A 21,430-nucleotide genomic window follows, 5' to 3' on the forward strand; every position below is an offset into this window, starting at 1 on the left:
CCTAGCCGCGCGAGCGGCCGACATCGAAGCCCTCGTCGTCGCCGGCGGTGAAATTACAGGCCTTGCCGCAGCCGGGGCAGGTGGCCGGCCCCTCGCCACGGATGCACATGATCTGGCCGCAGCCGCACACGGCGAAGCCGATCGGGTTGCCGCAGTGCGGACAGCCGGGCGAGCCGACCAGGGCGTCGGTGTTGACGGTGCGCAGCAGCGCGCGCGCGTCCGACAACTCGTCGTAGTCCTGCTCCATGGCGAACACGCCGGTCAGGTTGTACAGGTCGACCTTCAGCTCCAGGCCGCCCTGGCCGAGGTGGTGCAGGTTGCGCTCGTACTTCATCAGGTAGGGCAGGGCGTTGGTCTGGCAGCGTCCGGTCAGCACGACCAGGTCCTCGTCGACCGTGCCGGCGTTTTCCAGCGCGCCGATCTTGCGCAGGATGCCGTCGTCGAGCTTGGCCAGGTTGACGCCAGCACCGCCGGCCATCGCCACGCTGCGGCTCTGCGCCGCCACCGAGCGCGAGACCCAGTCGACGAAGCGCTTGAAGTCCTCCTCGCCGTGGACGTCGAGCGACAGCACGTTCTCGCTGAGCCGGCGCAGCACCGGCAGCGCGGCGTGGGCGCCGATGCCGATGGCCACCAGCGTGACCCGTTGCGCATAGTTGGCGTGCCAGCGCTTGAGCGCCGGCTCGATGTCGTCGGTCGGTTTGCCGTCGGTCATCAGGTAGACCACCGGCCGCCAGTCGCCCTTGCGCTCGGCGGTGCCGACGATGATGTTGCGGTCCAGCTCGTCCATCAGGTGTTCGAGGGCGGCGCCCAGCGAGGTGCCCGAGCCGGCCGGCAGGCGCGGCGGGTAGAACAGGGCCAGCTCGGTGAGCGGGGTCAGGGTGCGCGCCTTGCCGGCGAATACGATGGTCGACAGGTACACGCTCTCCAGCGCGTGCGGGTCGGTGCGCAGGGTGGCGATCAGCCGGGCCAGGCCCTGTTGCAGGTGGCGCAGGTTGGCGCCGACCATGGATTCGGAGACGTCCAGCATGAGGTAAATCGGCAGGCGGCGCATGTCAACTCCCCGCCGTGGTGTGAGGTCGGCTGCTCATAGGACGATCTGCACTTCCGGCGGCGGTGGCGGCAGCTCGGTCGAGGCCTGGGTGCCGGCGCTGGTGGTGCTGGCGGTGACGGCGACGGTGACCCACTGGAAGAACTTGGAGAAGCCGGTGCTGTCCATCAGGTCCAGGCTGACCACATGCTCGGTCAGTTGCTTGAGCTGGTCGGGCACGCTCTTCGGGCCGGCGGCGCAGGCCACCACGGTGCCGAAGCGGGCCTGCTGGACGCGCGCGATGGCCTGGTTGTAGGCCTCGGTGTCGGAAGGCTTGCCGTCGGTCATGATGAACAGCAGCGGCCGCCAGTCGCCTTTTTGCTCGGCGCTGGTGACGCGGATGTCGCGCGCCACCATGTCGCAGATGGTGTGCAGGGCCTCGCCGAGGAAGGTCGGGCCGGACTCGGGACAGGTGATCTCCGGCAGGTTGACGGCGTCGAGCGGGGTCAGCGGCAAGACCTGGTTGACCTTGCCGTCGAAGGTGACGATGCACAGGTGCACGCTTTCCAGCGCGAACGGGTTTTGCCGCAAGGAGGCGAGGAAGGCTTGCAGGCCCACGTTGACGGCCTGGATGGGCTCGCCCCGCATAGAGCCCGAGGTGTCGAGCGCGAGATAAACGGGTAAACGGCGTACGGTCATTCTGCCCCCTGGGTGGAAACTGGCATGGGATGGTTGCGCCCCCGCCGGCGCGCGGTGGCGTCGGCGGGGGCGGGTGGTGGCGGCGCTGGCGGCGGCAGCGGCAGCAGCGGCAGCAGCGGCTTAGAGCACCACGTTCACTTCCGGTGGTGGTGGCGGCAGGTCGTCCAGGCCGGCGGCTTCCTTCTTCGCCAGGTCGACCTTCTGGCTGGTGGTGGCGATCGAGGCGCTGACCCACTTGAAGAAGGCCTTGATGGTGTTGCTGTCGGCCGTGTCGAGGCGCACCACGGAGTCGGTGATGCGCTGCAGGTCGGCGCTGTTGGCGGCCGGGCCGGCGGCGCAGGCGATGAAGGCGCCCAGCTTGGCCGCCTTGACGGCGGCGATGCCGGCGTCCAACTGGTCGGTGGCGGCGCCGTCGGTCATCATGAAGACGATGGGCTTCCAGTCGCCTTTTTGCTCGGCGGTGGTTTTCGCCACCTCGGCGGCGGCGCGGGCGCACAGCAGCTCAAGCGCGGCGCCCATCGAGGTGGTGCCGCTGGCGCTCAGCACGGGGATCTGGAACTGGCCCAGTTCGGTCAGCGGCACCACTTGCTGGGCCGTCTCGTTGAAGGTGATGACCGACAAAAACGCCGATTCGAGCGCGTGCGGGTCTTGCCGCAGGGCCGACACCAACGTTTGCATGCCATTGCGCACGGCCTCGATCGGTTCGCCGGACATCGAGCCGGACGTGTCGAGCAGTAAGTATACGGGTAGCCTTCTCATCGCTTCTCCTGGTTTAAACGCTGTCATTAAGCGGTATTTAATTACTGTTACATATTATAAGAATCGGCGCCGGACGGTTGTGCTATTAATTTGTTGGCGCGGTATGTACAGACAAGTGGTATTGACATATATTACTGGAAAGTTTCTATGTCGCAAACATTTTTGTCCGGCCGCCCGTCCACGGCATGGGGTGCGGCTGGCGTTTTGCAAGTGCGGCGATCAAGGTGAAAAATCGGGAGATAATTTTATGGCAATTAGTTTGAGCAAGGGTGGCAATGTCAGCCTGTCGAAGACCGATCCCTCGGTCGAGAAGATCCAGGTCGGCCTGGGCTGGGAGGCCCGCTCGACCACCGGCGCCGATTTCGACCTCGACGCCAGCCTGTTCATGGTGCAGGCCAACGGCAAGGTGCGCGGCGACCACGATTTCATTTTTTACAACCAATTGAGCTCGACCTGCAACGCCGTGCGCCACACCGGCGACAACCGGACCGGCGCCGGCGAGGGCGACGACGAGAGCCTGCAGATCACGCTGGCCATGGTGCCGGCCGAGATCGTGCGCTTGGTGGTGGCCGTCACCATCCACGACGCCGCCGCCCGGGGGCAGAACTTCGGCATGGTGCGCGAGGCCTTCGTGCGCGTGGTCAATAGCGTCAGCGGCGTGGAAATTGTCCGTTTCGACTTGTCGGAGGATTATTCCACCGAAACGGCATTGATTTTCGCGGAAATATACCAACATAATGGCGAGTGGAAATTCAAGGCAGTCGGCCAAGGTTATTCCGGCGGTTTGGCCGCGCTGGCGATCCAATATGGCGTGGATGTCGCGTAGATCCGCGTATTTGAAATGCGGCAAGGTGATATACCCACCGGCAAGCATTAATTCTTATGAACCTTTTAACGGGAGTTTAGTATGGCGATCAGTTTACAAAAAGGCGGCAACGTCAACCTCAGCAAGGAAGCACCTGGCCTGAGCAAGGTGGTGATTGGCTTGGGCTGGGACCCGCGCGCCACCGACGGCGCCGGTTTCGACCTCGACGGCAGCGCCTTCATGCTGAAGGCCGACGGCAAGGTGCGCGGCGACGCCGACTTCATCTTCTACAACAACCTGAAGTCGACCGACGGCTCGTTGACCCACGGCGGCGACAACACCACCGGCGGCGGCGACGGCGACGACGAGCAACTGAGCATCGACCTGGCCCGGGTGCCGGCCGACATCGAGCGCATCGCCTTCTGCGTCACCATCCATGAGGCCGAGCAGCGCAAGCAGAACTTCGGCATGGTGGCCAGGGCCTTCATCCGCTGCCTGAACGGCAACGGCAACGCCGAGCTGGCCCGCTACGACCTGTCCGAGGACGGTTCGGTGGAGACGGCGATGATCTTCGGCGAGCTGTATCGCGCCGGCGCCGAGTGGAAATTCAAGGCCATCGGCCAGGGCTTCAAGGGCGGCCTGGGCCCCCTGGCCCGTTCCTTCGGCGTCAACGCCTGATCGTTCGGGCGGCAGCACCGTGCCGGCCGCCGCGAGGCGGCCGGTTCACCGACCGGGAGGCCTGCGCCTCCCGGTTCGCACTTCAGTTCGCACTTCCTAGTCGATGAAAGCATACGATGCCTGAATTTACCGTAACCGGGGACGTCGATCCCTTCCTGCATGTCAGCCTGCGCCAGGGCGAGAAGATCTATTGCGAGTCGGACGCCATGGTGATGATGGAGTCCACGCTGGACCTGAAGGGCAAGATGACCGGCGGCGTGATGGGCTCCATCATGCGCCGCATGGCCAACGGCGAGTCGTTCTTCCAGCAACACATCACCGCCGTGCGCGGCGCCGGCGACTGCCTGCTGTCGCCGACGCTGCCGGGCGCGGTGCAGATCGTCGACGTCGGACCGCGCCAGTACCTGCTCAACGACGGCACCTTCGTCGCCGCCAGCGACGGCGTCGAGATGAAGACGCGCACGCAGAGCATCGCCAACGCCCTGTTCGCGCAGTCGGGCGGCTTCTTCATCATGGAGACCACCGGCCAGGGCCAGATCGCGGTGTCCGGCTTCGGCTCGATGTTCAAGCTCGACGTCAGCCCCGGCAAGGATGTGGTGATCGACAACTCGCACGTGGTCTGCTGGGACAAGAGCCTGTCCTACGAGGTGTCGGTGACGACCTCGGGCGGCGGCGGCCTGGGCGGCATGATCGGCAACCTGGTCAACAGCGTCACCAGCGGCGAGGGCATCGTGCTGCGCTTTACCGGCAGCGGCTCGGTGCACGTCTGCTCGCGCAACCGCGAGGCCTTCCTGGCCTGGATCGCCAAGGGCAAGGGCGGCGGCTAAGCCGCAGCCAATCGAGTCAAGGGCGCCGGCCCGGCGACGGGCGCGGCGCGATGGATTTTTTTCACGATGGATCACAGGAGGATGGCATGAGCGTTAATCTGAGCAAGGGTCAGAAAATCTCGTTGGACAAGGAAGCCGGCACCGGCTTGAGCAAGATCATCATGGGCCTCGGCTGGGACGCCGTGAAGTCGAAGGGCTTCCTCGGCTTCGGCCGCTCGGCGCCGGAAATCGACCTGGACGCCTCCTGCCTGCTGTTCGACGAAGCCGGCAATCTGCTCGACACCGTCTGGTTCCGCCAGCTCGGCTCGCGCGACGGCTCCATCGTCCACACCGGCGACAACCGCACCGGCGCCGGCGACGGCGACGACGAGCAGATCATCGTCGACCTGGCGCACGTGCCGGCCAACGTCAAGAGCCTGGTGTTCACCGTCAACAGCTTCACCGGTCAGGATTTCTCACAGATCGAGAACGCCACCTGCCGCCTGGTCGACGCCGCCAGCAACAAGGAGGTGGCGCGCTTCAACCTGACCATGACCGGCGGCCACACCGCGCAGATCATGGCCAAGGTCTACCGCCACAACGGCGAATGGAAGATGCACGCGATCGGCGAAGCCGGCAGCGGCCGCACCTTCAACGATTTGCTGCCGCAAATCACCCCGCACCTGTAAGGATGTCGATGCGAGTTTGGCGAGTTTGGATGAACAGCGCGTTTTCGTCGGTGGCGACGGCACTCGGCTTGATCCGCGAGGGTGATCTTGAGGGCCGTTTCCACACCATTTACAGCCACCCCCACGCCCATTCGGCGGCGGCCGGTGTGGCCGACGCCTTCCACGTCGAGCCGAGCGGCTTGGCGGCGGCCGAGTATGTCGACTGGTGCCTGGCCTTCTGCCGCGAGCAGCGGGTCGACGTCTTCATGCCCAGCAAGCACGCCGCCGCGCTGAGCGCGGCGCGCGGCCGTTTTCTTGAGCAGGGCACGCGCCTGCTCAGCGCCGCCTTGCCGGCGCAGCTGGACCTGATCGACGACAAGGCCGCCTTCTACGCGGCGGTCGACCTGCCGCAGGCGCCGGCGCCGCAGTTCCGCGAGTTCAGCGACATCGAGCAGTTCGACGCCGCCCACGCCGCGCTGCGCGCCCGTCACGACACGCTGTGCGTCAAGCCCTCGCGCTCGGTCTACGGGCTGGGCTTCAGCGTGCTCGACGAGCAGCGCAGCAGCGCCGCGCTGCTGCTGGCCGGCGCCAGTTACCGCATCGGCCTGGCCGACCTGCGCCGTGGCCTGGCCGAGCTGGGCCAGTTCCGCAGCATGCTGCTGATGGAGTATCTCGACGGCCCCGAATACAGCGTCGACTGCGTCGGCGACGAGGGCCGCCTGGTCTGCCTGGTGGCGCGCAAGAAGCTGCCGCAGGCCGGCCACGGCCAACTGATCGACATGCGGCCCGACATCGCCGCCGCCTGCGCCAAGCTGGCCGCCGACTTCGGCCTGAACGGCATGTTCAACGTCCAGTTCCGCGAGGGCCGCGACGGGCTGCGGCTGCTGGAGATCAATCCGCGCATGTCGGGCGGCATCGGCATGGCCTGCCTGGCCGGGCCGAACCTGCCCTACATCGCGCTGCGCGGCTTCGTCGACGGCCACGCCGGTCTGACGCCGGCGCCGGTGCGCGACGGCATGCGTGTCGGCGAGCAGGGCTGCGCCTTGGAGCTGGCATGAGCGCGGCCATGGGCGGGCCGGCGCCGCACGCCGGCAGCTGGCAAGTGGAGCTGCCGACCGGCACGCTGCAACTGCGGGTCGACAGCAGCGAGTTCGCGCCCGACAGCCTGCTCGGCTACGCCGCGCGCGACAACGCCAAGCGCGGCTTCCTGTTCCTCAGCAAGGTGCTGGGCAAGCACTGGCCGGTGACGCCGCAGCGCATGGCGCAGATCCACGCCAGCCTGGCCGCCGGCGTGCCCGCGCTGCCCGGCCCGGTGGTGTTCATCTCGCTGGCCGAGACCGGCATCGGCCTGGGCCAGGGCGTGTTCGAGGCCTGGCAGCGCGACCATCCGGGCCAGCCGGCGCTGTTCCTGCATACCACCCGCTACCGCGTCGGCAGCGCGCCGCTGATCGAATTCGAGGAGGCGCACAGCCACGCGCCGCGCCAGTTCCTGCACTGGCCGGAGGACCCGGCCCAGCGCGCGCTGTTCACCGGCATGCGCTCGCTGGTGCTGATCGACGACGAGGCCAGCACCGGCAACACCTTCGTCAACCTGCTCAACGCCTGCCGCCAGGTGCAGCCGGACATCGCCCATTTGCATCTGGCGGTGATCACCAATTTCATGGGCGAGCAGGGCGGCGCCGGGCTGGCGCAGCGTTGCGGCCTGCCGCTGACCCTGGGCGCCTGCCTGCGCGGCGGTTACCAGTTCGCGCCCGGCGCGGTGGCGTCGCGGGCGGCGCCGGCGCAGCGCTTCGACGCCGACGCCGAGCGCGGCGCCAGCGCCAGCTTCGGCCGGCGCGGCCGCAGCGCGCCGCTGCGCCTGCCGGCCGCCTTGGTGGACGGCCTGGCGGCCGACATCGGCGCCGGCCAGAGCGTGCTGGTGCTGGGCACCGGCGAATTCATGCACGCCGCCTACGTGCTGGGCGCAGCGCTGGCGCGTGACGGTGTCGCGCTGGCGATCCAGTCGACCACCCGCTCGCCGATCCTGCGCTGGGGCGCGGTGGGGCAGGTGCTGGAGTTCGCCGACAACTACGGCGAGGGCGTGCCCAACTTCCTCTACAACGTCAGCCCCGGCCAGTACGACCACGTTTTCATCTGCCACGAGACGCCGCCCAACGCCGCGTTGTTCGAACTGGCCGCGCTGCTCGACGCGCGTCTTTTCCATTTTATTAGTGAGGCCCTGGTTGAAGAAATTCCTGTTCGCTGATCTCGACGACACGCTGTTCCAATCGCTGGAAAAGTGTGGCGCACGCGACGACCTGCAAGCGGCCGCCGTGCTCAAGGACGGCGTCGCCTGCTCCTTCAGCACGGCCGGCCAGCGTGCCCTGTTCGACTTCATGCAAGACGGCATGACGGTGATCCCGGCCACGGCGCGCAATCTGGACGCCTTCCGCCGCGTGCGGCTGGACTTCCACAGCTACGCGGTGATCAACTACGGCGGCGTGGTGCTGCTGCCCGACGGCAGCGCCGACCGCGCCTGGCTGGAGCGCATGCGGCCGCTGATGCTGGCGGCGCAGGACGGCCTGGCCGAGCTGGCCGGGCTGGTCGACGCCCACGTGGCGGCGGCCGGCCAGCGCGGCCGCGCCCGCGTCATCGAGGATTTTTCCATCCCGTTCTACCTAGTGTTCAAGGACGCCGACAAGATCGCCGCGCGGCTCGAACCGATCGAGCGCGAGGTGGTGCTGCCGTGGCTGGAGGCGCGCGGCCATGACTACTTCATCCACCGCAACGGCAACAACCTGGCGGTGCTGCCGAACGCGCTGAACAAGTCGCACGCGGTGGCCTATGTGACCGAGCTTCTGCGCGGCGAGCACGGCGCGTTGCTCACCTTCGGCATGGGCGACAGCCGCTCCGACGCCCGCTTCATGGCCGCCTGCGATTACGCCATCGTGCCGCGCGGCAGCCAGCTGGCCAGGCTGGCCCTGGAGCCGCTATGAACTTCAGCGGCAGCTACCACGGCGACGACGTGCAGTTCCTCCTCAAGCCGCTGGCGCTGGCCTCCTTCGTCGAGGTGGCGGACAAGGAGCGGCTGATCCAGTCCGGCCAGCGCCACTACAGCGAGATGCTGTCGCGCGAGTCGCTGCCGTCGGCGCGCTATCTGGAGGTGTTCGCCGCCGCCTGCGCCGCCAACCTGGAACGCATGGCCGCCGACTGTCTGACGCTGGCCGGCCTGATCGCGCGCCGCCGCGCAGGGCCGGTGACGCTGGTGTCGCTGGCGCGCGCCGGCACGCCGGTCGGCGTGGTGCTCAAGCGTTTGCTGGCCGGCGTGTTCGGCCGCGAGACGGCGCACTATTCGCTGTCCATCATCCGCGACCGCGGCATCGACCAGGTGGCGCTGGAGTACATCCTGGCGCGCGGCCACGCCGCCGAGTCCATCGTCTTCATCGACGGCTGGACCGGCAAGGGCGTCATCAGCGGCGAGCTGCACGCCAGCATTGCCGACTTCAACGCCAGCCACGGCTGCGCCATCGACAGTGGCTTGTACGTGTTGTCCGACTTGGCCGGGGTGGCCGCCTGCGCCGCCGCCCATGACGACTACCTGATCCCGTCGAGCATCCTCAACGCCACCGTGTCGGGCCTGGTCAGCCGCTCGATCCTGAACCAGGCCATCGGGCCGGCCGACTTCCACGGCTGCGTCTATTACGCCGAGTTCGAGGAACAGGACCAGTCGCGCGCTTTCGCCGACAGCCTGGTCGAGCGCGCGCTGGCGCTCGTGGCGGATGGGGCGGCCGGCTCCTCGACAGCCGGCCCGTCGAGCGCCGGCGCGGCCAACGCCAACGCCAACGCCAACGCTGCGGCCAGCGTGACGGCGCGCGAGGCGGCGGCGAGTGTCTCGCGCCGCTACATGGCCGAGGCCATGCGCGGCCACGGCATCGTCGACCGCAACCTGATCAAGCCGGGCCTGGGCGAAGCCACCCGCGTGCTGCTGCGGCGCACGCCGGAACGCTTGATCGTGCGCGACGCGGCCAGCGCCGACGTCGCCCACCTGCTGGTGCTGGCGCGCGAAAAGAACGTGCCGGTGCATATCGATCCGGAGCTGCCGTACCAGGCGGTCTCCATCATCAGGAATGTCTCAGATGGTTAAGCTTATCGGCGCCTCGCTCTACGTGCCGGCCACCCACAAGCATTTGATGGAGGTCGCCAGCGGCCAGCGCTTGGCCCACGTGCGTTCGCTCATCATGTGCACCGAGGACGCCGTCGCCGACCGCGAGCTGAGTTACGCCTTGTTCAACCTGTCGCTGGTGCTGGCGAATATGCCGGCGGCCGGCACGGCCGAGCGCTTCGTCCGGGTGCGCAACCAAGAGGTGCTGGCGCGGGTGCTGGCCATGCCCGGCGCCGACAAGCTGACCGGCTTCGTCATCCCCAAGGCGACCCAGTACAATCTGCCCGCCTACTGCAAGCTGGTGCGCGACACCCAGCACGTGCTGATGCCGACGCTGGAGACGGCCGAGGTGTTCGACGACGACCAGATGCGCGCGCTGCGCCGCCTGCTCGAGACGCCCGGCGTGCGTGAGCGCGTGCTGGCGCTGCGCATCGGCGGCAACGACCTGCTGGCGCTGCTGGGCCTGCGCCGGCCGCGCAACATGACGCTGTACCGCACGCCGCTCGGTCCGGTGATCGCCCGCTTGGTGACCACCTTCCGGCCGCACGGCTTCGCGCTGACGGCGCCGGTGTTCGAGCATTTGGACCTGCCCGAGCTGCTCAGCGAGGAGGTGGCCGAGGACCTGGCCTACGGCATGGTCGGCAAGACCGCCATCCATCCCAGCCAGATCGGCGCCATCGAGAGCCACTACCGCGTTTCGGCCAGCGACCTGCGCGCCGCCGCCGCCATCCTGCGGCCGGACAGCCCGGCGGTGTTCGCCATGAACGAGTCGATGTGCGAGGTGGCGACCCACCGCGCTTGGGCCGAGAGCACGCTGGAGCGCTCGCGCATGTTCGGCGCGTACCCGGAGCCGGGCCAGCGTCCCCGGGTCAGCCTTGAACGGCCCCAATTGACAGGCCCGTTGGGCCACCCGCAACCCACCATCCCATAGGTAAATCGTATGAAACAATTCACGCGCGGACAAAAGAGCAAACTCAGCGACCTCGATTGCGGCCTGTCCTTCAACGTCGACGTCGACCTGCGCATCGCCGGCGCGATGGCCGACGTGTCCTGCTTCGGCCTCGACAGCGCCGACCGCCTGTCCGACGACCGCTACATGGTGTTCTACAACCAGTTGGCCAGCCCCGGCGAGGCGGTCACGCTGCGCATCGGCGGCGAGCGGGTCAGCTTTGCCGTGAATCTGGCGGCGCTGCCCGAGTCGATCTGCAAGCTGGTGTTCACCGCCGCCATCGACGGCGGCGCCAGCATGCGTTCCATCAGCGGCAGCAGCGTGACGCTGGCCGGCTTGGCGCAGTTCGCCCTGGCCGGCAGCGACTTCCAGGACGAGAAGGCGGTGATCCTCGCCGAGTTGTACCGCAAGGACGGCCTGTGGCGCTTCGGCGCCGTGGGGCAGGGCTTCAATGGCGGGCTGGCGGCGTTGCTGGCGCATTTCGGCGGCAGCGAGAGCGGCGCGACCGCATCGGCGCCAACCCCGGCGCCGGCCACTGTCGTTGCGGCCCCGGCGCCGGCGGCGCAGCCGAAGGTGTCGCTGTCGAAGGTCACGTTGGAGAAACGTGGCGACAAGATCTCGCTGGAGAAAACCTCGCCGGCCGGCTTCGGCCGCATCCACGTCAACCTGAACTGGAACCGCACGGCCGGCGCCGCGCCGGTGGCCGAGAAGCCGGGCTTCTTCTCCCGCCTGACGGGCGCGGGGACGGGCGCGCCGCGCGGTATCGACCTGGATCTGGGCTGCATGTTCGAGATGGCCGACGGCACGCCGGGCGTGGTGCAGGCGCTGGGTAACAGCTTCGGCGACTTCGCCGGTTGGCCCTACATCCAACTGGCCGCCGACGACCGCACCGGAGCTTCCGTGGACGGCGAAAACCTGACCATCAACGGCAAGCATTTCGGCGAGATCAAGCGGGCGCTGATCTTCGCCTTCATCTACGAGGGCGTGGCCAACTGGGCCGCCACCGACGGCGTGGTGAGCGTCAACGTGCCGGACCAGCCGCCTATCGAGGTGCGCCTGGACCAGGGCGGCGATCAGATGATGTGCGCCATCGCCATGCTGGAGAACGTCGGCGGCAAGCTGCAGGTGACCAAGCTGGTCGACTACATCGTGCCGCAGGGCCGCAAGACGCTGCACGAGCTGATGGACCGCAAATACAACTTCGGCCTGCGCTGGGCAGAGGGCAGCAAGGACTGAGGCGCGGTGGTACGACGCCGTCGTGCCGGTCAAAAAAAAAGAGCCTGACGCAGTCGCGTCAGGCTCTTTTTTATTCGGGCGCCGGCCAGCCGGACGGGCGCTTAGCGGTCGTAGCCGCGATGGTGGTGGTGACGGCCGCCTTCGTAGTAATAGTCGCGGCCACGGTACTCGCGCACCTCGCGGTATTCACGGTAGTAGGGGCGGGCCGGCTCGACGTAGACCACCTGCGGCGGCGCGTAGTAGCGCGGTGGCGGCGCGTAGTAGACCGGCGCCGGTTCGTAGTAGGTCGGTGCCGGCTGGTAGACGCGGGTTTCGACGTAGCGGTTGTCGTAGCGGTCGCCGCGGCGGTAGGAGCGGTCGTCGCTGTTGATGCTGTTGCCGACGGCGGCGCCGATCAAGCCGCCGACGATGGCGCCGTCGCGGCCGCCGCTGTTATGGCCAATGGCCGCGCCGACGATGGCGCCGGCGGCGGTGTTGAAGTCGCGGTCGCCGGCCAGCGCGCTGGTCGAGATGGTGGCGGCGGCCAGCATCACCGCAGCGAGGAATTTTTTGTTGAACATGGCGTTTCTCCTGCTTGGCCCCGGATCGGAATGATCGTTGCGGCCCTTGTATGAGTGTCACTATATCGCCCGGCCGGAAAAGCGCCACGTCATATACACATTCTTACAATCGGGACAGTATGCTGAGCGGCGCGCGCTGGCGCTCCCACTCCGGCCGCAGCAGGCTGTGCACGCTGACGTCGCAGTAGCGGCCGTTGATGAAGAAGGCCTGGCGCAGCAGGCCCTCGGCCTGGAAACCGCATTTTTCGGCGATGCGCACCGAGCCGACATTCTCCGGCGAGGTCAGCAGTTCGAGCCGGTGGTATTGGTAGACGCGGAACAGGTGGTCGACCAACAGGCGGGTCGCCTCGCTGACGTAGCCGTGGCCGGCCAGGGCGGCGTCGAACAGGCGGTAGCCGATCTCGCGGCAGATCGGCGTGCGGCTCTTGAAATGGGTGATGACGCCGACAATGTGGTGGGCGCGGTCCTCGATGACGAACAGTTCGCTGTCCTCGGTGACGAAGCCGTTCTGCAGGAACTCCTTGCGCATCGTCTCGGGCGACTTGAAATGGCTCGAAAAGTGGTCGCCGCGCGAGGGCAGGTCGTTGACCAGGGCGATGAAGGTGTTCAGGTCGGCGGTCAGCAAATGGCGGACGGTGCACAGCGGTCCCTTGAGCATATGCGCTTCCTTTCTGCGGAGGGAAGGCCCATGGTAATGCAGTCGCGGTCACAAATCAAACGTGCCGGTGCCTGTGTTTTTAAAAGTTTCTGCACAAGATAGCCAAATGCGCTATCGTTGGAATCCCCCGCCGCCCGCGTCGGTGGCAAGACCGCAGGCGCCAGACCTCGCCCGCCCGTATTTTTATCGATAGGACCCGCATGAAACCTGTGTTGAACAAGCCGCTGTTGCGCCAGCCCGTGCTGGCCGCCCTGATCACCTGCCTGCTGAGCGGCGCCGCCGCCGCCAATGCCGCCGCGCCGGCCAACGAGGCCGCCACCTTGGGCAGCATCCGCGACACCGCGATGAAGAGCGACTGGGCCTACGAGCGCCTGGCCGACCTGACCGACCTGGTCGGCCCGCGCCTGTCCGGCTCGGCCGGCGCGGCGGCGGCGGTGGAGCAGGTGGCGGCGGCGATGCGCAAGCTGGGCGCCACCGTCACGCTGCAGCCGGTCAAGGTGCCGCACTGGGTGCGCGGCGCCGAGACGGCCGAGCTGGTCGACTACAAGGGCCGGCCGGCCGGCGTCAGCCAGCGCGTCGTGCTGACGGCGCTGGGCGGCTCGGGCGCCACGTCGGCCGCCGGCCTGACCGCGCCGGTGCTGGTGGTGCGCGACTTCGACGAGTTGAAGGCGCGCGCCGCCGAGGTCAAGGGCCGCATCGTGCTGTTCGACGTCGCCTTCGACCAGGAGATGGCCGAGCGCGGTCTGGCCGGCCCGGCCTACGGGCGCGGCTCGAACTACCGCTTCAACGGACCGAAGATGGCGGCGCAGATGGGCGCGGCCGCCGCGCTGGTGCGCTCGGTCGGCGGCGCCGACTTCCGCCTGCCGCACACCGGCGCCACCGGCCTGGTCGACGGCGCGCGCATCCCGGCGGCCGCCGTCACCAGCGAGGACGCCATGCTGATGAGCCGCCTGGCCGCGCGCGGCCCGCTGTCGATGCACCTGACGCTGACGCCGCAAACCCTGCCCGACGCCGACAGCTTCAACGTCATCGCCGACCTGCCGGGCAGCGACAAGGCCGACGAGGTGGTGATCGTTTCCGGCCACCTGGACTCGTGGGACCTGGCCACCGGCGCCAACGACGACGGCGCCGGCGTGATGGGCGCGATGGGCGTCATCGAGACGCTGAAAAAGCTCAAACTGCAGCCGCGCCGCACCATCCGCATGATCGCCTGGATGAACGAGGAGAACGGCGGCCGTGGCGGCGCCGCCTACTTCGACGCGCATCAGGGTAAGTTGGACAAGCAGATCGCCGCGATCGAGAGCGACTCCGGCGCCGGCCGCCCGTTCGGCATCCTGGCCAGCGTCGGCCCGCGCGCCGAGAAGCTGTTCGCGCCGCTGCGCGAGGCCCTGCTGCCGATCGGCGCCGGCGCCTTCACCCGGCGCGACGTGCTCGGCGCCGGCGATCTGCACGCGCTGGAGACGGCCGGCGTGCCGAGCTTCGAGCCGCTGGTCGACAGCCACAGCTACTTCCACTACCACCACACGGCCGCCGACACGCTCGACAAGGTCGATCCGCAGAATTTGAAGCGGCATGTGGCGGTGTTGTCGTCGCTGGCCTGGTATCTGGCCAACATGGACGAGCCTATCGGCCGCGCGCCCCAGCAGGAGTGAAGGAAACCTGTGTCGTTCCCGCGTGGGCGAACCGCCGCGCAGCATGGGGGAACTCATGCGGGGCATGGGGGGAACTCATGCGGGGCATGGGGGGAACTCATGCGGGGCATGGGGGGAACTCATGCGGGGCATGGGGGGAACTCATGCGGGGCATGGGGGGAACTCATGCGGGGCATGGGTTCCCGCCTGCGCGGGAACGACGGATATTCTTCGGTGCGGCTCAGATCGCGTTGAGCGGGATCTTCAAATAGCGCACGCCGTTCTCCTCGGCCGCCGGCAGCTGGCCGGCGTTGATGTTGACCTGGATCGCCGGCAGGATCAGCGTCGGCATGTCCAGCGTGGCGTCGCGCGCGGTGCGCATGGCGACGAAGTCGGCCTCGGAGACGCCGTCGTGGATGTGGATGTTGGCGGCGCGCTGCTCGGCCACCGTCACCTCCCAGCGCGCGGCGCGGCCGGCCGGCGGATAGTCGTGGCACATGAACAGGCGCGTCGCGGCCGGCAAGGCCAACAGCCGGCGCACCGACCGGTACAGCGCGGCGGCGCAACCGCCGGGGAAGTCGCAGCGCGCCGTGCCGACGTCGGGCATGAACAGCGTGTCGCCGACGAACACCGCGTCGCCCACCTGGTAGGCCAGGTCGGCCGGGGTGTGGCCCGGCACGTGCAGCGCGCGCGCCGCCAGGCGGCCGATGTGGAACTCCTCGTCCGCTTCGAACAGGTGGTCGAACTGCGAGCCGTCCTGCGCCGGTGTCGGCTGCTGGTGGAACACGCCGGCGAAGGCGTGCTGCACGCCACGGATGGCGGCGCCGATGGCGCTGCGCCCGCCCAGCTGGGCCGCCAGGTAGGGCGCGGCCGAGAGGTGGTCGGCGTGGGCGTGGGTCTCCAGCAGCCAGGCGCAGTTGAGGCGGCGGGCGCGGACGAAGTCGACCACCAGGTCGGCCGAGCGGGTCGAGGTGCGGCCCGATTTGGGGTCGTAGTCGAGCACCGGGTCGATCACCGCGCAGTCGCTGCCGTCGGCCTCGTAGACGATGTAGGTGACGGTGCCGGTGGCGGCGTCGTGGAAGGCTTGGATCTGTGGTGTCATGATGATGAGGTCGGCAAGGTGGTGGCCCCGTGATTATAATGAATTTGCTTGCGGCAATCCCGCTGGATTACGGTGGCGGCCGATTTGCCGCTGTTCTCGACCCGGCCCGGGCAGACGGGCGCGGAACCGGGGCCGCATCCTGTATGATCGAAGCCTGCAACTTGCTAGCATCCGCCAAGGAGAGTCAGATGGATCAAGGATCGAAAATGCACTACAAGGGCTGGGAAATCGTGCCCTTCGCCGCGCCCACCAGCGGCGACAAATGGACCGCCAGCTGCGACATCGAGCGCGCCGGGCCGGACGGTGTCGACGTCTTCGAGGGCGCCACCATGCAATTCGTCCGCGACAGCGAGGACGACGCCGTCGCCGCCGCCTGCGACGAGGCGATCCGCCAGATCGACAACATCATCGCCAACCCGCTGGTGCGGCTGGCCTAGGCCCGGCTCCGGGCTCGGCCGCACCCGCAGCCGCCGGCCACGCCGGCGGCGCCAGTCGACGCATTTCTCCGCCCATGAGATTGCTTTGACAACATTTCCATGCCACCATACGCCATCCCCCGGCGTCGCGCCCGCGCCGCGCCGGTCCGCAGGCCCAGCCCCCTCCATTTCGCAAGGCACCTCGATGACGATTTTGCTACTCGGTTTGATTCTTTTCCTCGGCACCCATTCAATCCGCATCGTCGCCGAACCCTGGCGCCAGCGCCAACTGGTGCGCCAGGGCCAAGCCGCCTGGAAGGGCGTGTTCAGCCTGGTATCGCTGCTCGGCTTCGGCCTGATCATCTGGGGTTTCGGCCTGGCGCGCCAACAGCCCGTGGTGCTGTGGCAGCCGCCGGTGTTCCTGCGCCACCTGAACGGTCTGTTCATGGTGGTCGCCTTCGTGCTGCTGGCCGCCACCTACGTACCGCGCAACCGCATCAAGGCCGCCGTCCACCATCCGATGATGTTGGCCACCAAGGTATGGGCCTTCGGCCACCTGCTGGCCAACGGCAAGGCGGCCGACGTGCTGCTGTTCGGCGCCTTCCTGTTGTGGGCGGCGTTGGCCTTCCGCGCCGCCCGTCAGCGCGACCGCGCCGCCGGCACCAGCTATCCGGCCGGCACCTTGAGCGGCACGCTGACGACCATCGCCGTCGGCCTGCTTGGCTTTGTGGTGTTCGCCTTTTGGCTGCATGGTGTGCTGATCGGCGTGCGGCCGTTCGGCTGAGCCGTTGCGCGCCTACATGCGGATGCGCTTATGCCGGGGCGTCGGTGATGAGGATGGCGCGGAAGTCGTTGACGTTGGTCAGCGTCGGCCCGGTGACCACCGAGTCGCCGAGCGCCTGGAAGAAGCCGTGGCCGTCGTTGTTGTCCAGGCTGTCCTTGGGTCGCAAGCCCCGCGCCCAGGCGCGTTGCAGCGTGTCGGGCGCCAGATAGGCGCCGGCGATCTCCTCCAGGCCGTCGACGCCGTCGGTGTCGCCGGCCAGCGCGTGGGTGGCCGCCTGGCCGTCGAGCGCCACGCCCAAGGCCAGCAGAAACTCCACATTGCGGCCGCCACGGCCATCGCCGCGCACCGTCACCGTGGTCTCGCCGCCGGACAGCAGCACGCACGGCGGCGTGAACGGCTGGCCGCGCTGCGCCACCTGTAGCGCGATGCCGGCCATGACCTTGCCGACGTCGCGCGCTTCCCCTTCGATGCTGTCGCCGAGGATGTGCGGCGTGACCCCGGCCGCGCGGGCCACCTGCGCCGCCGCCTCCAGCGCCATCTGCGGCGTGGCGATCAGATGCGTTTGCGTGTTGGCCAGGCGGGCGTCGTCCGGCTTGATCGACTCGCCGCGTCCGCTTTCCAGCACGGCGCGGATGCGCTCCGGCAGGACGATGCCGTAGCGGCGCACGATGGCCAGCGCGTCGTCGCAGGTGCTGGCGTCGCCGACCGTCGGGCCTGAGGCGATGTCGCTTGGGCGGTCGCCCGGCACGTCCGAAATCAACAAGGTGACCACCTTGGCCGGGAAGCAGGCGGCGGCCAGGCGGCCGCCCTTGACCGCCGACAGGTGGCGCCGCACGCAATTCATCTCGCCGATGCTGGCGCCGGATTTGAGCAGCTCGCGGTTGAGCGCCTGCTTGTCCTCCAGCGTGACGCCGAGCAGCGGCAGGGCCATAAGGGCCGAGCCGCCGCCGGAGATCAGGCAGAGCACGGTGTCGTCGGCGCTCAGGCCGCCGACCAGGGCGAGGATGCGCCGCGCCGCGTCCATGCCGGCGGCGTCCGGCACCGGATGGGCCGCCTCGACGATGCCGACGCGCTCGCAGGGCACGGCGTAACCGTAGCGCGTCACCACCAGGCCGGACAGCGGGCCGGGCCAGTTGTCCTCGACGGCGCGCGCCATCGCCGCCGAAGCCTTGCCGGCGCCGATGACGATCAGGCGGCCGCGCGGCGCTGGCGGCAGGTGGGGCGGCACGCAATGGGCCGGCTGCGCCGCCTCCACGGCGGCGTTGAACATCGCTTGCAGCAGCTGGCGCGGCGGGGTGGTGGACATGTTGGCGACTCTCAAAATTCTGCGGTTACTGAAGGCTGGGCCGGGGCGCGCGCGCAAAACCCAGCGGCAAATTCTAGGGTCAGACCCCGAGGGGTCTGACCCTGGCTTCCGCCCTTGGGTGGTTTTGCGCCACCAGAGCAGCTAGCTAGCGGTTGACGATCTTGGCCGGCACGCGCATCACCAGCATCGCGCCAAGGAACAGCACTGCGGAGAGTATATACAGCGCCAGGTCGGTGCTGCCGGTCTTGTCCTTGATCCAGCCGACCAGGAAGGGGCTGACGAAGCCGGCGATCTGGCCCAGCGAGTTGATCAGGGCCAAGCCGCCGGCCGCCGCCGCGCTGCCGAGGAAGGCGGCCGGCAGCGGCCAGAACATTGGCAAACTGGACAGCGCGCCCATGGTCGCCAGCGACAGGCCGACCAGGGCGACGACGGCGTTGCCGTGCGCCTGGGTGGCCAGCATCAGGCCGCACAAGCCCATCAACAGCGGGCCGCTCAGGTGCCAGCGGCGTTCCTTCTTCGCATCGGCCGAGCGGCCGACCCAGATCATGAAGACGCTGGCGCAGAAGTAGGGGATGGCGCTGATCCAGCCCACCGTCACCGCGCTCTGGAAGCCGAGCGACTTGACGATGGTCGGCAACCAGAAGTTGATCGCGTAGACGCCCATCTGGATGCAGAAATAGACCAGGCCGAGCATCCACACGTTCTTGTTGCGCAACACGCTGGCGAAGGTGTCGGCGGTGGCGTTGGTGGCGCGGCGCTTGCGCTCGTCGTCCTCCAGTTCCAGCAAAAGGAGTTCTTTTTCCTTTGGATTCAACCACTTGGCCTGGGTGATGCCGTCGTTGAGCAAGACGTAGACCAGCACGCCGAGCAGGATGGTGGGGATGCCTTGCAGCAGGAACATCCACTGCCAGCCGGCCAGACCGCTGTGGCCGGCGAACGACTGCATCATCCAGCCCGACAGAGGGCTGCCCAGCACGCCGGAGATGGGGATGGCCGACATGAACAGGCCCATGATCCGGCCCCGGCGCGAGGCTGGATACCAATTGGTGAAGTACAACACGATGCCGGGGAAGAAGCCGGCCTCGAACACGCCGGTGATGAAGCGCAGCGTGTAAAAGGCTTCCGGCGTCTTGACGAACATCAAACAGGCGGAGGCCGCACCCCAGGCGATCATCAAGGTGCCGATGACCTTGCGCGCGCCCAGGCGGTGCAGCAGCAGATTGCTCGGCACGCCGCTGAGCACGTAGCCGATGAAGAAAATGCCGGCGCCGAGGCCGTAGACGGTTTCGCTCCATTTCAGCGCGTCCAGCATTTGCAGCTTGGCGAAGCCGACGTTGACCCGGTCCAGATAGTTGAAGAGGTAGCAAACGAAGATGAAGGGGATGAGGTGCAGCGTGACCTTCTTGTAGGCGTTTTCCAACACCGCCTGGTCCTGCGGCGCGTCCGGCAGCCGGTTCGCGTTCGATAGTGTGGCCATTTCTTGTCTCCTGATTTTGATTTATTTAAATATGGCGCGACCATCGTACAATCTGATGACGAAACAATCATCGTGCGGATGCATGGAAATTCAGGCTTTTGAATAGGTAATTTTTGTGCGGATGCACTATTTTTATAAGCTGAGCGAGAGGGCGGGGCATGGTGACGATAGCGGCGGCGTTGGCGGAGCAGATCGTCGGGCGGACGATGAAGATCATTCCCTTCAGCGTCAACGTGATGGACGGGCGCGGCGAAATCATCGCCAGCGGCAGCCCGGAGCGGGTCGGCGACCTGCACCCCGGAGCGCAACTGGCGCTGGCCCGGCAGGACACGGTCGAGATCGACCAGGCGGCCACGTTCCGGCTGCCCGGCACCCGGGCCGGCATCAACCTGCCGCTGACGGTGCGCGGCGAGATCTGCGGCGTGGTCGGCCTGACCGGCGACCCCGACCAGGTGCGCCAGTTCGGCGAGCTGGTGCGGGTGACGGCGGAAATGATCCTGGAGCAGGCCCAGCTGATCGGCGAGTTGCAGCGCGAAAAGCGCTACCGCGAAGAGTTCGTGTTTCAGCTGGTCTACCGCACCGGCATTTCGGACGTCAGCATGCAGGCCTGGGCGGCGCGCCTGGGTGTCGACCTGCGCTTGCCCCGGGCCATGTTCGTGCTGGAGGTGCCGGACGTCAGCCATCGGCTGGATCTGGTGCTGAGCCAGCTGCACCAGGTGCAGTCCGAGCTGGCCGGCCGTTGGCCCGAGCTGCTGACGGCGATGATCTCGCCGGGCGAGCTGGTGATGCTGGAGCCGTTCGTGGTGGCGGGCGCGCAGATGTCACGCGCGCAGCAGGCGCAGCAACGGCTGCAGGAGCTGAACCGGGTGGCGCAGCACGCGCTTAAATTCCCGTCCACCTTGTCGATGGGCGTCGCCTTGCCGGGGCTGGACGGCGCCGCCGCGTCCTACGAGTCGGCGCGCCAGGTGAGCCGGGTGGGGCGCTTGAGGACGCCCGAGCAGCAGCTGTTTTCCTACTTCGAACTGAGCTTGCCGGTGTTGTTGTCCGGCTTGGAGTCCGGCTGGCAGGGCGAGCAGCTAAGGCAGACCTTGTTCAAACTGAAAGCCTATGACCGCAAGGCCGGCACGCTGATGAAGACGCTGGCGGTCTGGTTCCGCCACAACAACCACGCCATCGAGACGGCCAAGGCGATGCATATCCACCGCAACACGCTGGATTATCGCCTGCAAAAGATCGGCGAGCTGACCGGGCTGGATTTGGCTGATACGGATGACCGGTTGTTGCTGTATGTTGCGTTGCAGTTGAGCGAGTGAGTTGAGTTGAGCTGTTTTTGGCGCCGTCAAATAGCCGCTAAATCGTCGTTCTCGCGAAGGCGGGAACCCATACAGGCGTATGTTGTGAATCGCAGATTCAAATTTACTTATCGCTATCGATAAATTAAATCACCCTTTTCACGATATGGTTTTGCTAAACGTAAACGGCAAAAAACGCCCAATAGCGGAAGTTAAAAAAATAAAAACTAATTATCTCGCATTGCACCTTGGGGGTAGGTCATCGCAACCCATATTTATTATTTTCCAAGATAGAGCCGCCAACAAAATTCCCCATGGTGAACGATTTCAATTGATTGAAAAATGCTGTGGTCAAGTAATTTCGGACACGACGATAGGTTGGCGTGCTGCCATTTTCCGTTCGTAGACGGTGGGCGACAGATTGCCCAATGCTGAA

General features: G+C 67.3%; 22 protein-coding genes. 14 read left to right on the forward strand and 8 right to left on the reverse strand.

Translation table 11 applies throughout. The annotated features are described in order from the left end of the window. Nucleotide 1: 1 nt before the first annotated feature. From H7U20_RS21975 to H7U20_RS21985, 3 genes are all read right to left on the reverse strand, one after another. Complete coding sequence (locus H7U20_RS21975; protein ID WP_199761283.1) at nt 2-1,051, reverse strand: TerY-C metal binding domain-containing protein; 1,050 nt, start codon at nt 1,049-1,051, stop codon at nt 2-4. Nucleotides 1,052-1,084: 33 nt separating this feature from the next. Next, entirely contained in the window at nt 1,085-1,726 is a 642-nt protein-coding gene (locus tag H7U20_RS21980) for a vWA domain-containing protein (protein ID WP_199761284.1), read from the reverse strand. 120 nt (nt 1,727-1,846) lie between these two features. After that, a complete protein-coding gene (locus tag H7U20_RS21985; RefSeq protein WP_199761285.1) occupies nt 1,847-2,485 on the reverse strand; it encodes a vWA domain-containing protein in 639 nt (212 codons plus the stop codon). A gap of 247 nt (nt 2,486-2,732) precedes the next feature. On the opposite strand from H7U20_RS21985, the gene H7U20_RS21990 reads away from it, so the two are divergent. From H7U20_RS21990 to H7U20_RS22035, 10 genes are all read left to right on the forward strand, one after another. Beyond that, complete coding sequence (locus H7U20_RS21990) at nt 2,733-3,311, forward strand: TerD family protein (protein WP_199761286.1); 579 nt, start codon at nt 2,733-2,735, stop codon at nt 3,309-3,311. Between the two features lie 81 nt (nt 3,312-3,392). After that, nucleotides 3,393-3,968 carry a TerD family protein gene (locus H7U20_RS21995; RefSeq protein WP_199761287.1) on the forward strand — a complete coding sequence of 192 codons (576 nt, stop codon included), beginning with the start codon at nt 3,393-3,395 and terminating at the stop codon, nt 3,966-3,968. A gap of 116 nt (nt 3,969-4,084) precedes the next feature. Then, a complete protein-coding gene (locus tag H7U20_RS22000) occupies nt 4,085-4,795 on the forward strand; it encodes a TIGR00266 family protein (RefSeq protein ID WP_199761288.1) in 711 nt (236 codons plus the stop codon). Between the two features lie 86 nt (nt 4,796-4,881). Further along, a complete protein-coding gene (locus tag H7U20_RS22005; RefSeq protein ID WP_199761289.1) occupies nt 4,882-5,463 on the forward strand; it encodes a TerD family protein in 582 nt (193 codons plus the stop codon). A gap of 29 nt (nt 5,464-5,492) precedes the next feature. Continuing rightward, nucleotides 5,493-6,500, forward strand: coding sequence for an ATP-grasp domain-containing protein (locus tag H7U20_RS22010; RefSeq protein WP_233410986.1), 1,008 nt, complete (start codon nt 5,493-5,495; stop codon nt 6,498-6,500). Further along, nucleotides 6,497-7,687 (forward strand): phosphoribosyltransferase domain-containing protein, encoded by a 1,191-nt coding sequence (locus H7U20_RS22015; RefSeq protein WP_233410987.1) that lies wholly within the window; start codon nt 6,497-6,499, stop codon nt 7,685-7,687. The genes H7U20_RS22010 and H7U20_RS22015 overlap by 4 nt, the downstream gene beginning before the upstream one ends. Beyond that, nucleotides 7,665-8,417, forward strand: coding sequence for a hypothetical protein (locus tag H7U20_RS22020; protein WP_199761291.1), 753 nt, complete (start codon nt 7,665-7,667; stop codon nt 8,415-8,417). The genes H7U20_RS22015 and H7U20_RS22020 overlap by 23 nt, the downstream gene beginning before the upstream one ends. Next, the gene (locus H7U20_RS22025; RefSeq protein WP_199761292.1) at nt 8,414-9,565 is read left to right on the forward strand and encodes a cysteine protease StiP family protein; all 1,152 of its coding nucleotides are present in this window, start codon (nt 8,414-8,416) and stop codon (nt 9,563-9,565) included. The genes H7U20_RS22020 and H7U20_RS22025 overlap by 4 nt, the downstream gene beginning before the upstream one ends. Further along, complete coding sequence (locus H7U20_RS22030; RefSeq protein WP_199761293.1) at nt 9,558-10,514, forward strand: HpcH/HpaI aldolase/citrate lyase family protein; 957 nt, start codon at nt 9,558-9,560, stop codon at nt 10,512-10,514. The genes H7U20_RS22025 and H7U20_RS22030 overlap by 8 nt, the downstream gene beginning before the upstream one ends. 9 nt (nt 10,515-10,523) lie before the next feature. Next, nucleotides 10,524-11,768: a TerD family protein gene (locus H7U20_RS22035; protein ID WP_199761294.1), complete on the forward strand. Its 1,245-nt coding sequence runs from the start codon at nt 10,524-10,526 to the stop codon at nt 11,766-11,768. 101 nt (nt 11,769-11,869) lie between these two features. Here H7U20_RS22035 and H7U20_RS22040 read toward each other — a convergent pair whose 3' ends face one another. After that, the gene (locus tag H7U20_RS22040; protein ID WP_199761295.1) at nt 11,870-12,328 is read right to left on the reverse strand and encodes a glycine zipper 2TM domain-containing protein; all 459 of its coding nucleotides are present in this window, start codon (nt 12,326-12,328) and stop codon (nt 11,870-11,872) included. Between the two features lie 103 nt (nt 12,329-12,431). Next, on the reverse strand, nt 12,432-12,986 hold the full coding sequence (locus H7U20_RS22045) for a GNAT family N-acetyltransferase (protein ID WP_199761296.1): 555 nt from the start codon (nt 12,984-12,986) through the stop codon (nt 12,432-12,434). Nucleotides 12,987-13,186: 200 nt separating this feature from the next. Between H7U20_RS22045 and H7U20_RS22050 the strand changes: the two genes are divergently transcribed. Then, complete coding sequence (locus H7U20_RS22050; protein WP_199761297.1) at nt 13,187-14,638, forward strand: M20/M25/M40 family metallo-hydrolase; 1,452 nt, start codon at nt 13,187-13,189, stop codon at nt 14,636-14,638. A gap of 220 nt (nt 14,639-14,858) precedes the next feature. Here H7U20_RS22050 and H7U20_RS22055 read toward each other — a convergent pair whose 3' ends face one another. Then, nucleotides 14,859-15,719 (reverse strand): MBL fold metallo-hydrolase, encoded by an 861-nt coding sequence (locus tag H7U20_RS22055; RefSeq protein ID WP_199761298.1) that lies wholly within the window; start codon nt 15,717-15,719, stop codon nt 14,859-14,861. Between the two features lie 188 nt (nt 15,720-15,907). On the opposite strand from H7U20_RS22055, the gene H7U20_RS22060 reads away from it, so the two are divergent. Together H7U20_RS22060 and H7U20_RS22065 are read left to right on the forward strand one after the other, a co-directional pair. After that, on the forward strand, nt 15,908-16,156 hold the full coding sequence (locus H7U20_RS22060; RefSeq protein WP_199761299.1) for a hypothetical protein: 249 nt from the start codon (nt 15,908-15,910) through the stop codon (nt 16,154-16,156). 184 nt (nt 16,157-16,340) lie between these two features. Continuing rightward, on the forward strand, nt 16,341-16,919 hold the full coding sequence (locus H7U20_RS22065; RefSeq protein WP_199761300.1) for an NnrU family protein: 579 nt from the start codon (nt 16,341-16,343) through the stop codon (nt 16,917-16,919). Between the two features lie 28 nt (nt 16,920-16,947). Here the strand turns inward: H7U20_RS22065 and H7U20_RS22070 are convergent, their stop codons facing one another. Beyond that, entirely contained in the window at nt 16,948-18,225 is a 1,278-nt protein-coding gene (locus H7U20_RS22070) for a glycerate kinase type-2 family protein (protein WP_199761301.1), read from the reverse strand. A 145-nt stretch (nt 18,226-18,370) separates the two neighbouring features. Then, nucleotides 18,371-19,702 (reverse strand): MFS transporter, encoded by a 1,332-nt coding sequence (locus H7U20_RS22075; RefSeq protein ID WP_199761302.1) that lies wholly within the window; start codon nt 19,700-19,702, stop codon nt 18,371-18,373. 158 nt (nt 19,703-19,860) lie between these two features. On the opposite strand from H7U20_RS22075, the gene H7U20_RS22080 reads away from it, so the two are divergent. Next, nucleotides 19,861-21,015: a sugar diacid recognition domain-containing protein gene (locus H7U20_RS22080; protein ID WP_199761303.1), complete on the forward strand. Its 1,155-nt coding sequence runs from the start codon at nt 19,861-19,863 to the stop codon at nt 21,013-21,015. Nucleotides 21,016-21,430: the final 415 nt, after the last annotated feature.

Origin of the sequence: Rugamonas violacea (genome assembly GCF_016461825.1) — a bacterium.
Taxonomy (GTDB): Bacteria; Pseudomonadota; Gammaproteobacteria; order Burkholderiales; family Burkholderiaceae_D; genus Rugamonas.

What these genes read in the sequence shown, in the direction of transcription:
- H7U20_RS21975 (WP_199761283.1), bottom strand. Translation starts at nt 1,051, where the DNA reads ATGCGCCGCCTGCCGATTTACCTCATGCTGGACGTCTCCGAATCCATG.
- H7U20_RS21980 (WP_199761284.1), bottom strand. Translation starts at nt 1,726, where the DNA reads ATGACCGTACGCCGTTTACCCGTTTATCTCGCGCTCGACACCTCGGGC.
- H7U20_RS21985 (WP_199761285.1), bottom strand. Translation starts at nt 2,485, where the DNA reads ATGAGAAGGCTACCCGTATACTTACTGCTCGACACGTCCGGCTCGATG.
- H7U20_RS21990 (WP_199761286.1), top strand. Translation starts at nt 2,733, where the DNA reads ATGGCAATTAGTTTGAGCAAGGGTGGCAATGTCAGCCTGTCGAAGACC.
- H7U20_RS21995 (WP_199761287.1), top strand. Translation starts at nt 3,393, where the DNA reads ATGGCGATCAGTTTACAAAAAGGCGGCAACGTCAACCTCAGCAAGGAA.
- H7U20_RS22000 (WP_199761288.1), top strand. Translation starts at nt 4,085, where the DNA reads ATGCCTGAATTTACCGTAACCGGGGACGTCGATCCCTTCCTGCATGTC.
- H7U20_RS22005 (WP_199761289.1), top strand. Translation starts at nt 4,882, where the DNA reads ATGAGCGTTAATCTGAGCAAGGGTCAGAAAATCTCGTTGGACAAGGAA.
- H7U20_RS22010 (WP_233410986.1), top strand. Translation starts at nt 5,493, where the DNA reads ATGAACAGCGCGTTTTCGTCGGTGGCGACGGCACTCGGCTTGATCCGC.
- H7U20_RS22015 (WP_233410987.1), top strand. Translation starts at nt 6,497, where the DNA reads ATGAGCGCGGCCATGGGCGGGCCGGCGCCGCACGCCGGCAGCTGGCAA.
- H7U20_RS22025 (WP_199761292.1), top strand. Translation starts at nt 8,414, where the DNA reads ATGAACTTCAGCGGCAGCTACCACGGCGACGACGTGCAGTTCCTCCTC.
- H7U20_RS22030 (WP_199761293.1), top strand. Translation starts at nt 9,558, where the DNA reads ATGGTTAAGCTTATCGGCGCCTCGCTCTACGTGCCGGCCACCCACAAG.
- H7U20_RS22035 (WP_199761294.1), top strand. Translation starts at nt 10,524, where the DNA reads ATGAAACAATTCACGCGCGGACAAAAGAGCAAACTCAGCGACCTCGAT.
- H7U20_RS22040 (WP_199761295.1), bottom strand. Translation starts at nt 12,328, where the DNA reads ATGTTCAACAAAAAATTCCTCGCTGCGGTGATGCTGGCCGCCGCCACC.
- H7U20_RS22045 (WP_199761296.1), bottom strand. Translation starts at nt 12,986, where the DNA reads ATGCTCAAGGGACCGCTGTGCACCGTCCGCCATTTGCTGACCGCCGAC.
- H7U20_RS22050 (WP_199761297.1), top strand. Translation starts at nt 13,187, where the DNA reads ATGAAACCTGTGTTGAACAAGCCGCTGTTGCGCCAGCCCGTGCTGGCC.
- H7U20_RS22055 (WP_199761298.1), bottom strand. Translation starts at nt 15,719, where the DNA reads ATGACACCACAGATCCAAGCCTTCCACGACGCCGCCACCGGCACCGTC.
- H7U20_RS22060 (WP_199761299.1), top strand. Translation starts at nt 15,908, where the DNA reads ATGGATCAAGGATCGAAAATGCACTACAAGGGCTGGGAAATCGTGCCC.
- H7U20_RS22065 (WP_199761300.1), top strand. Translation starts at nt 16,341, where the DNA reads ATGACGATTTTGCTACTCGGTTTGATTCTTTTCCTCGGCACCCATTCA.
- H7U20_RS22070 (WP_199761301.1), bottom strand. Translation starts at nt 18,225, where the DNA reads ATGTCCACCACCCCGCCGCGCCAGCTGCTGCAAGCGATGTTCAACGCC.
- H7U20_RS22075 (WP_199761302.1), bottom strand. Translation starts at nt 19,702, where the DNA reads ATGGCCACACTATCGAACGCGAACCGGCTGCCGGACGCGCCGCAGGAC.
- H7U20_RS22080 (WP_199761303.1), top strand. Translation starts at nt 19,861, where the DNA reads ATGGTGACGATAGCGGCGGCGTTGGCGGAGCAGATCGTCGGGCGGACG.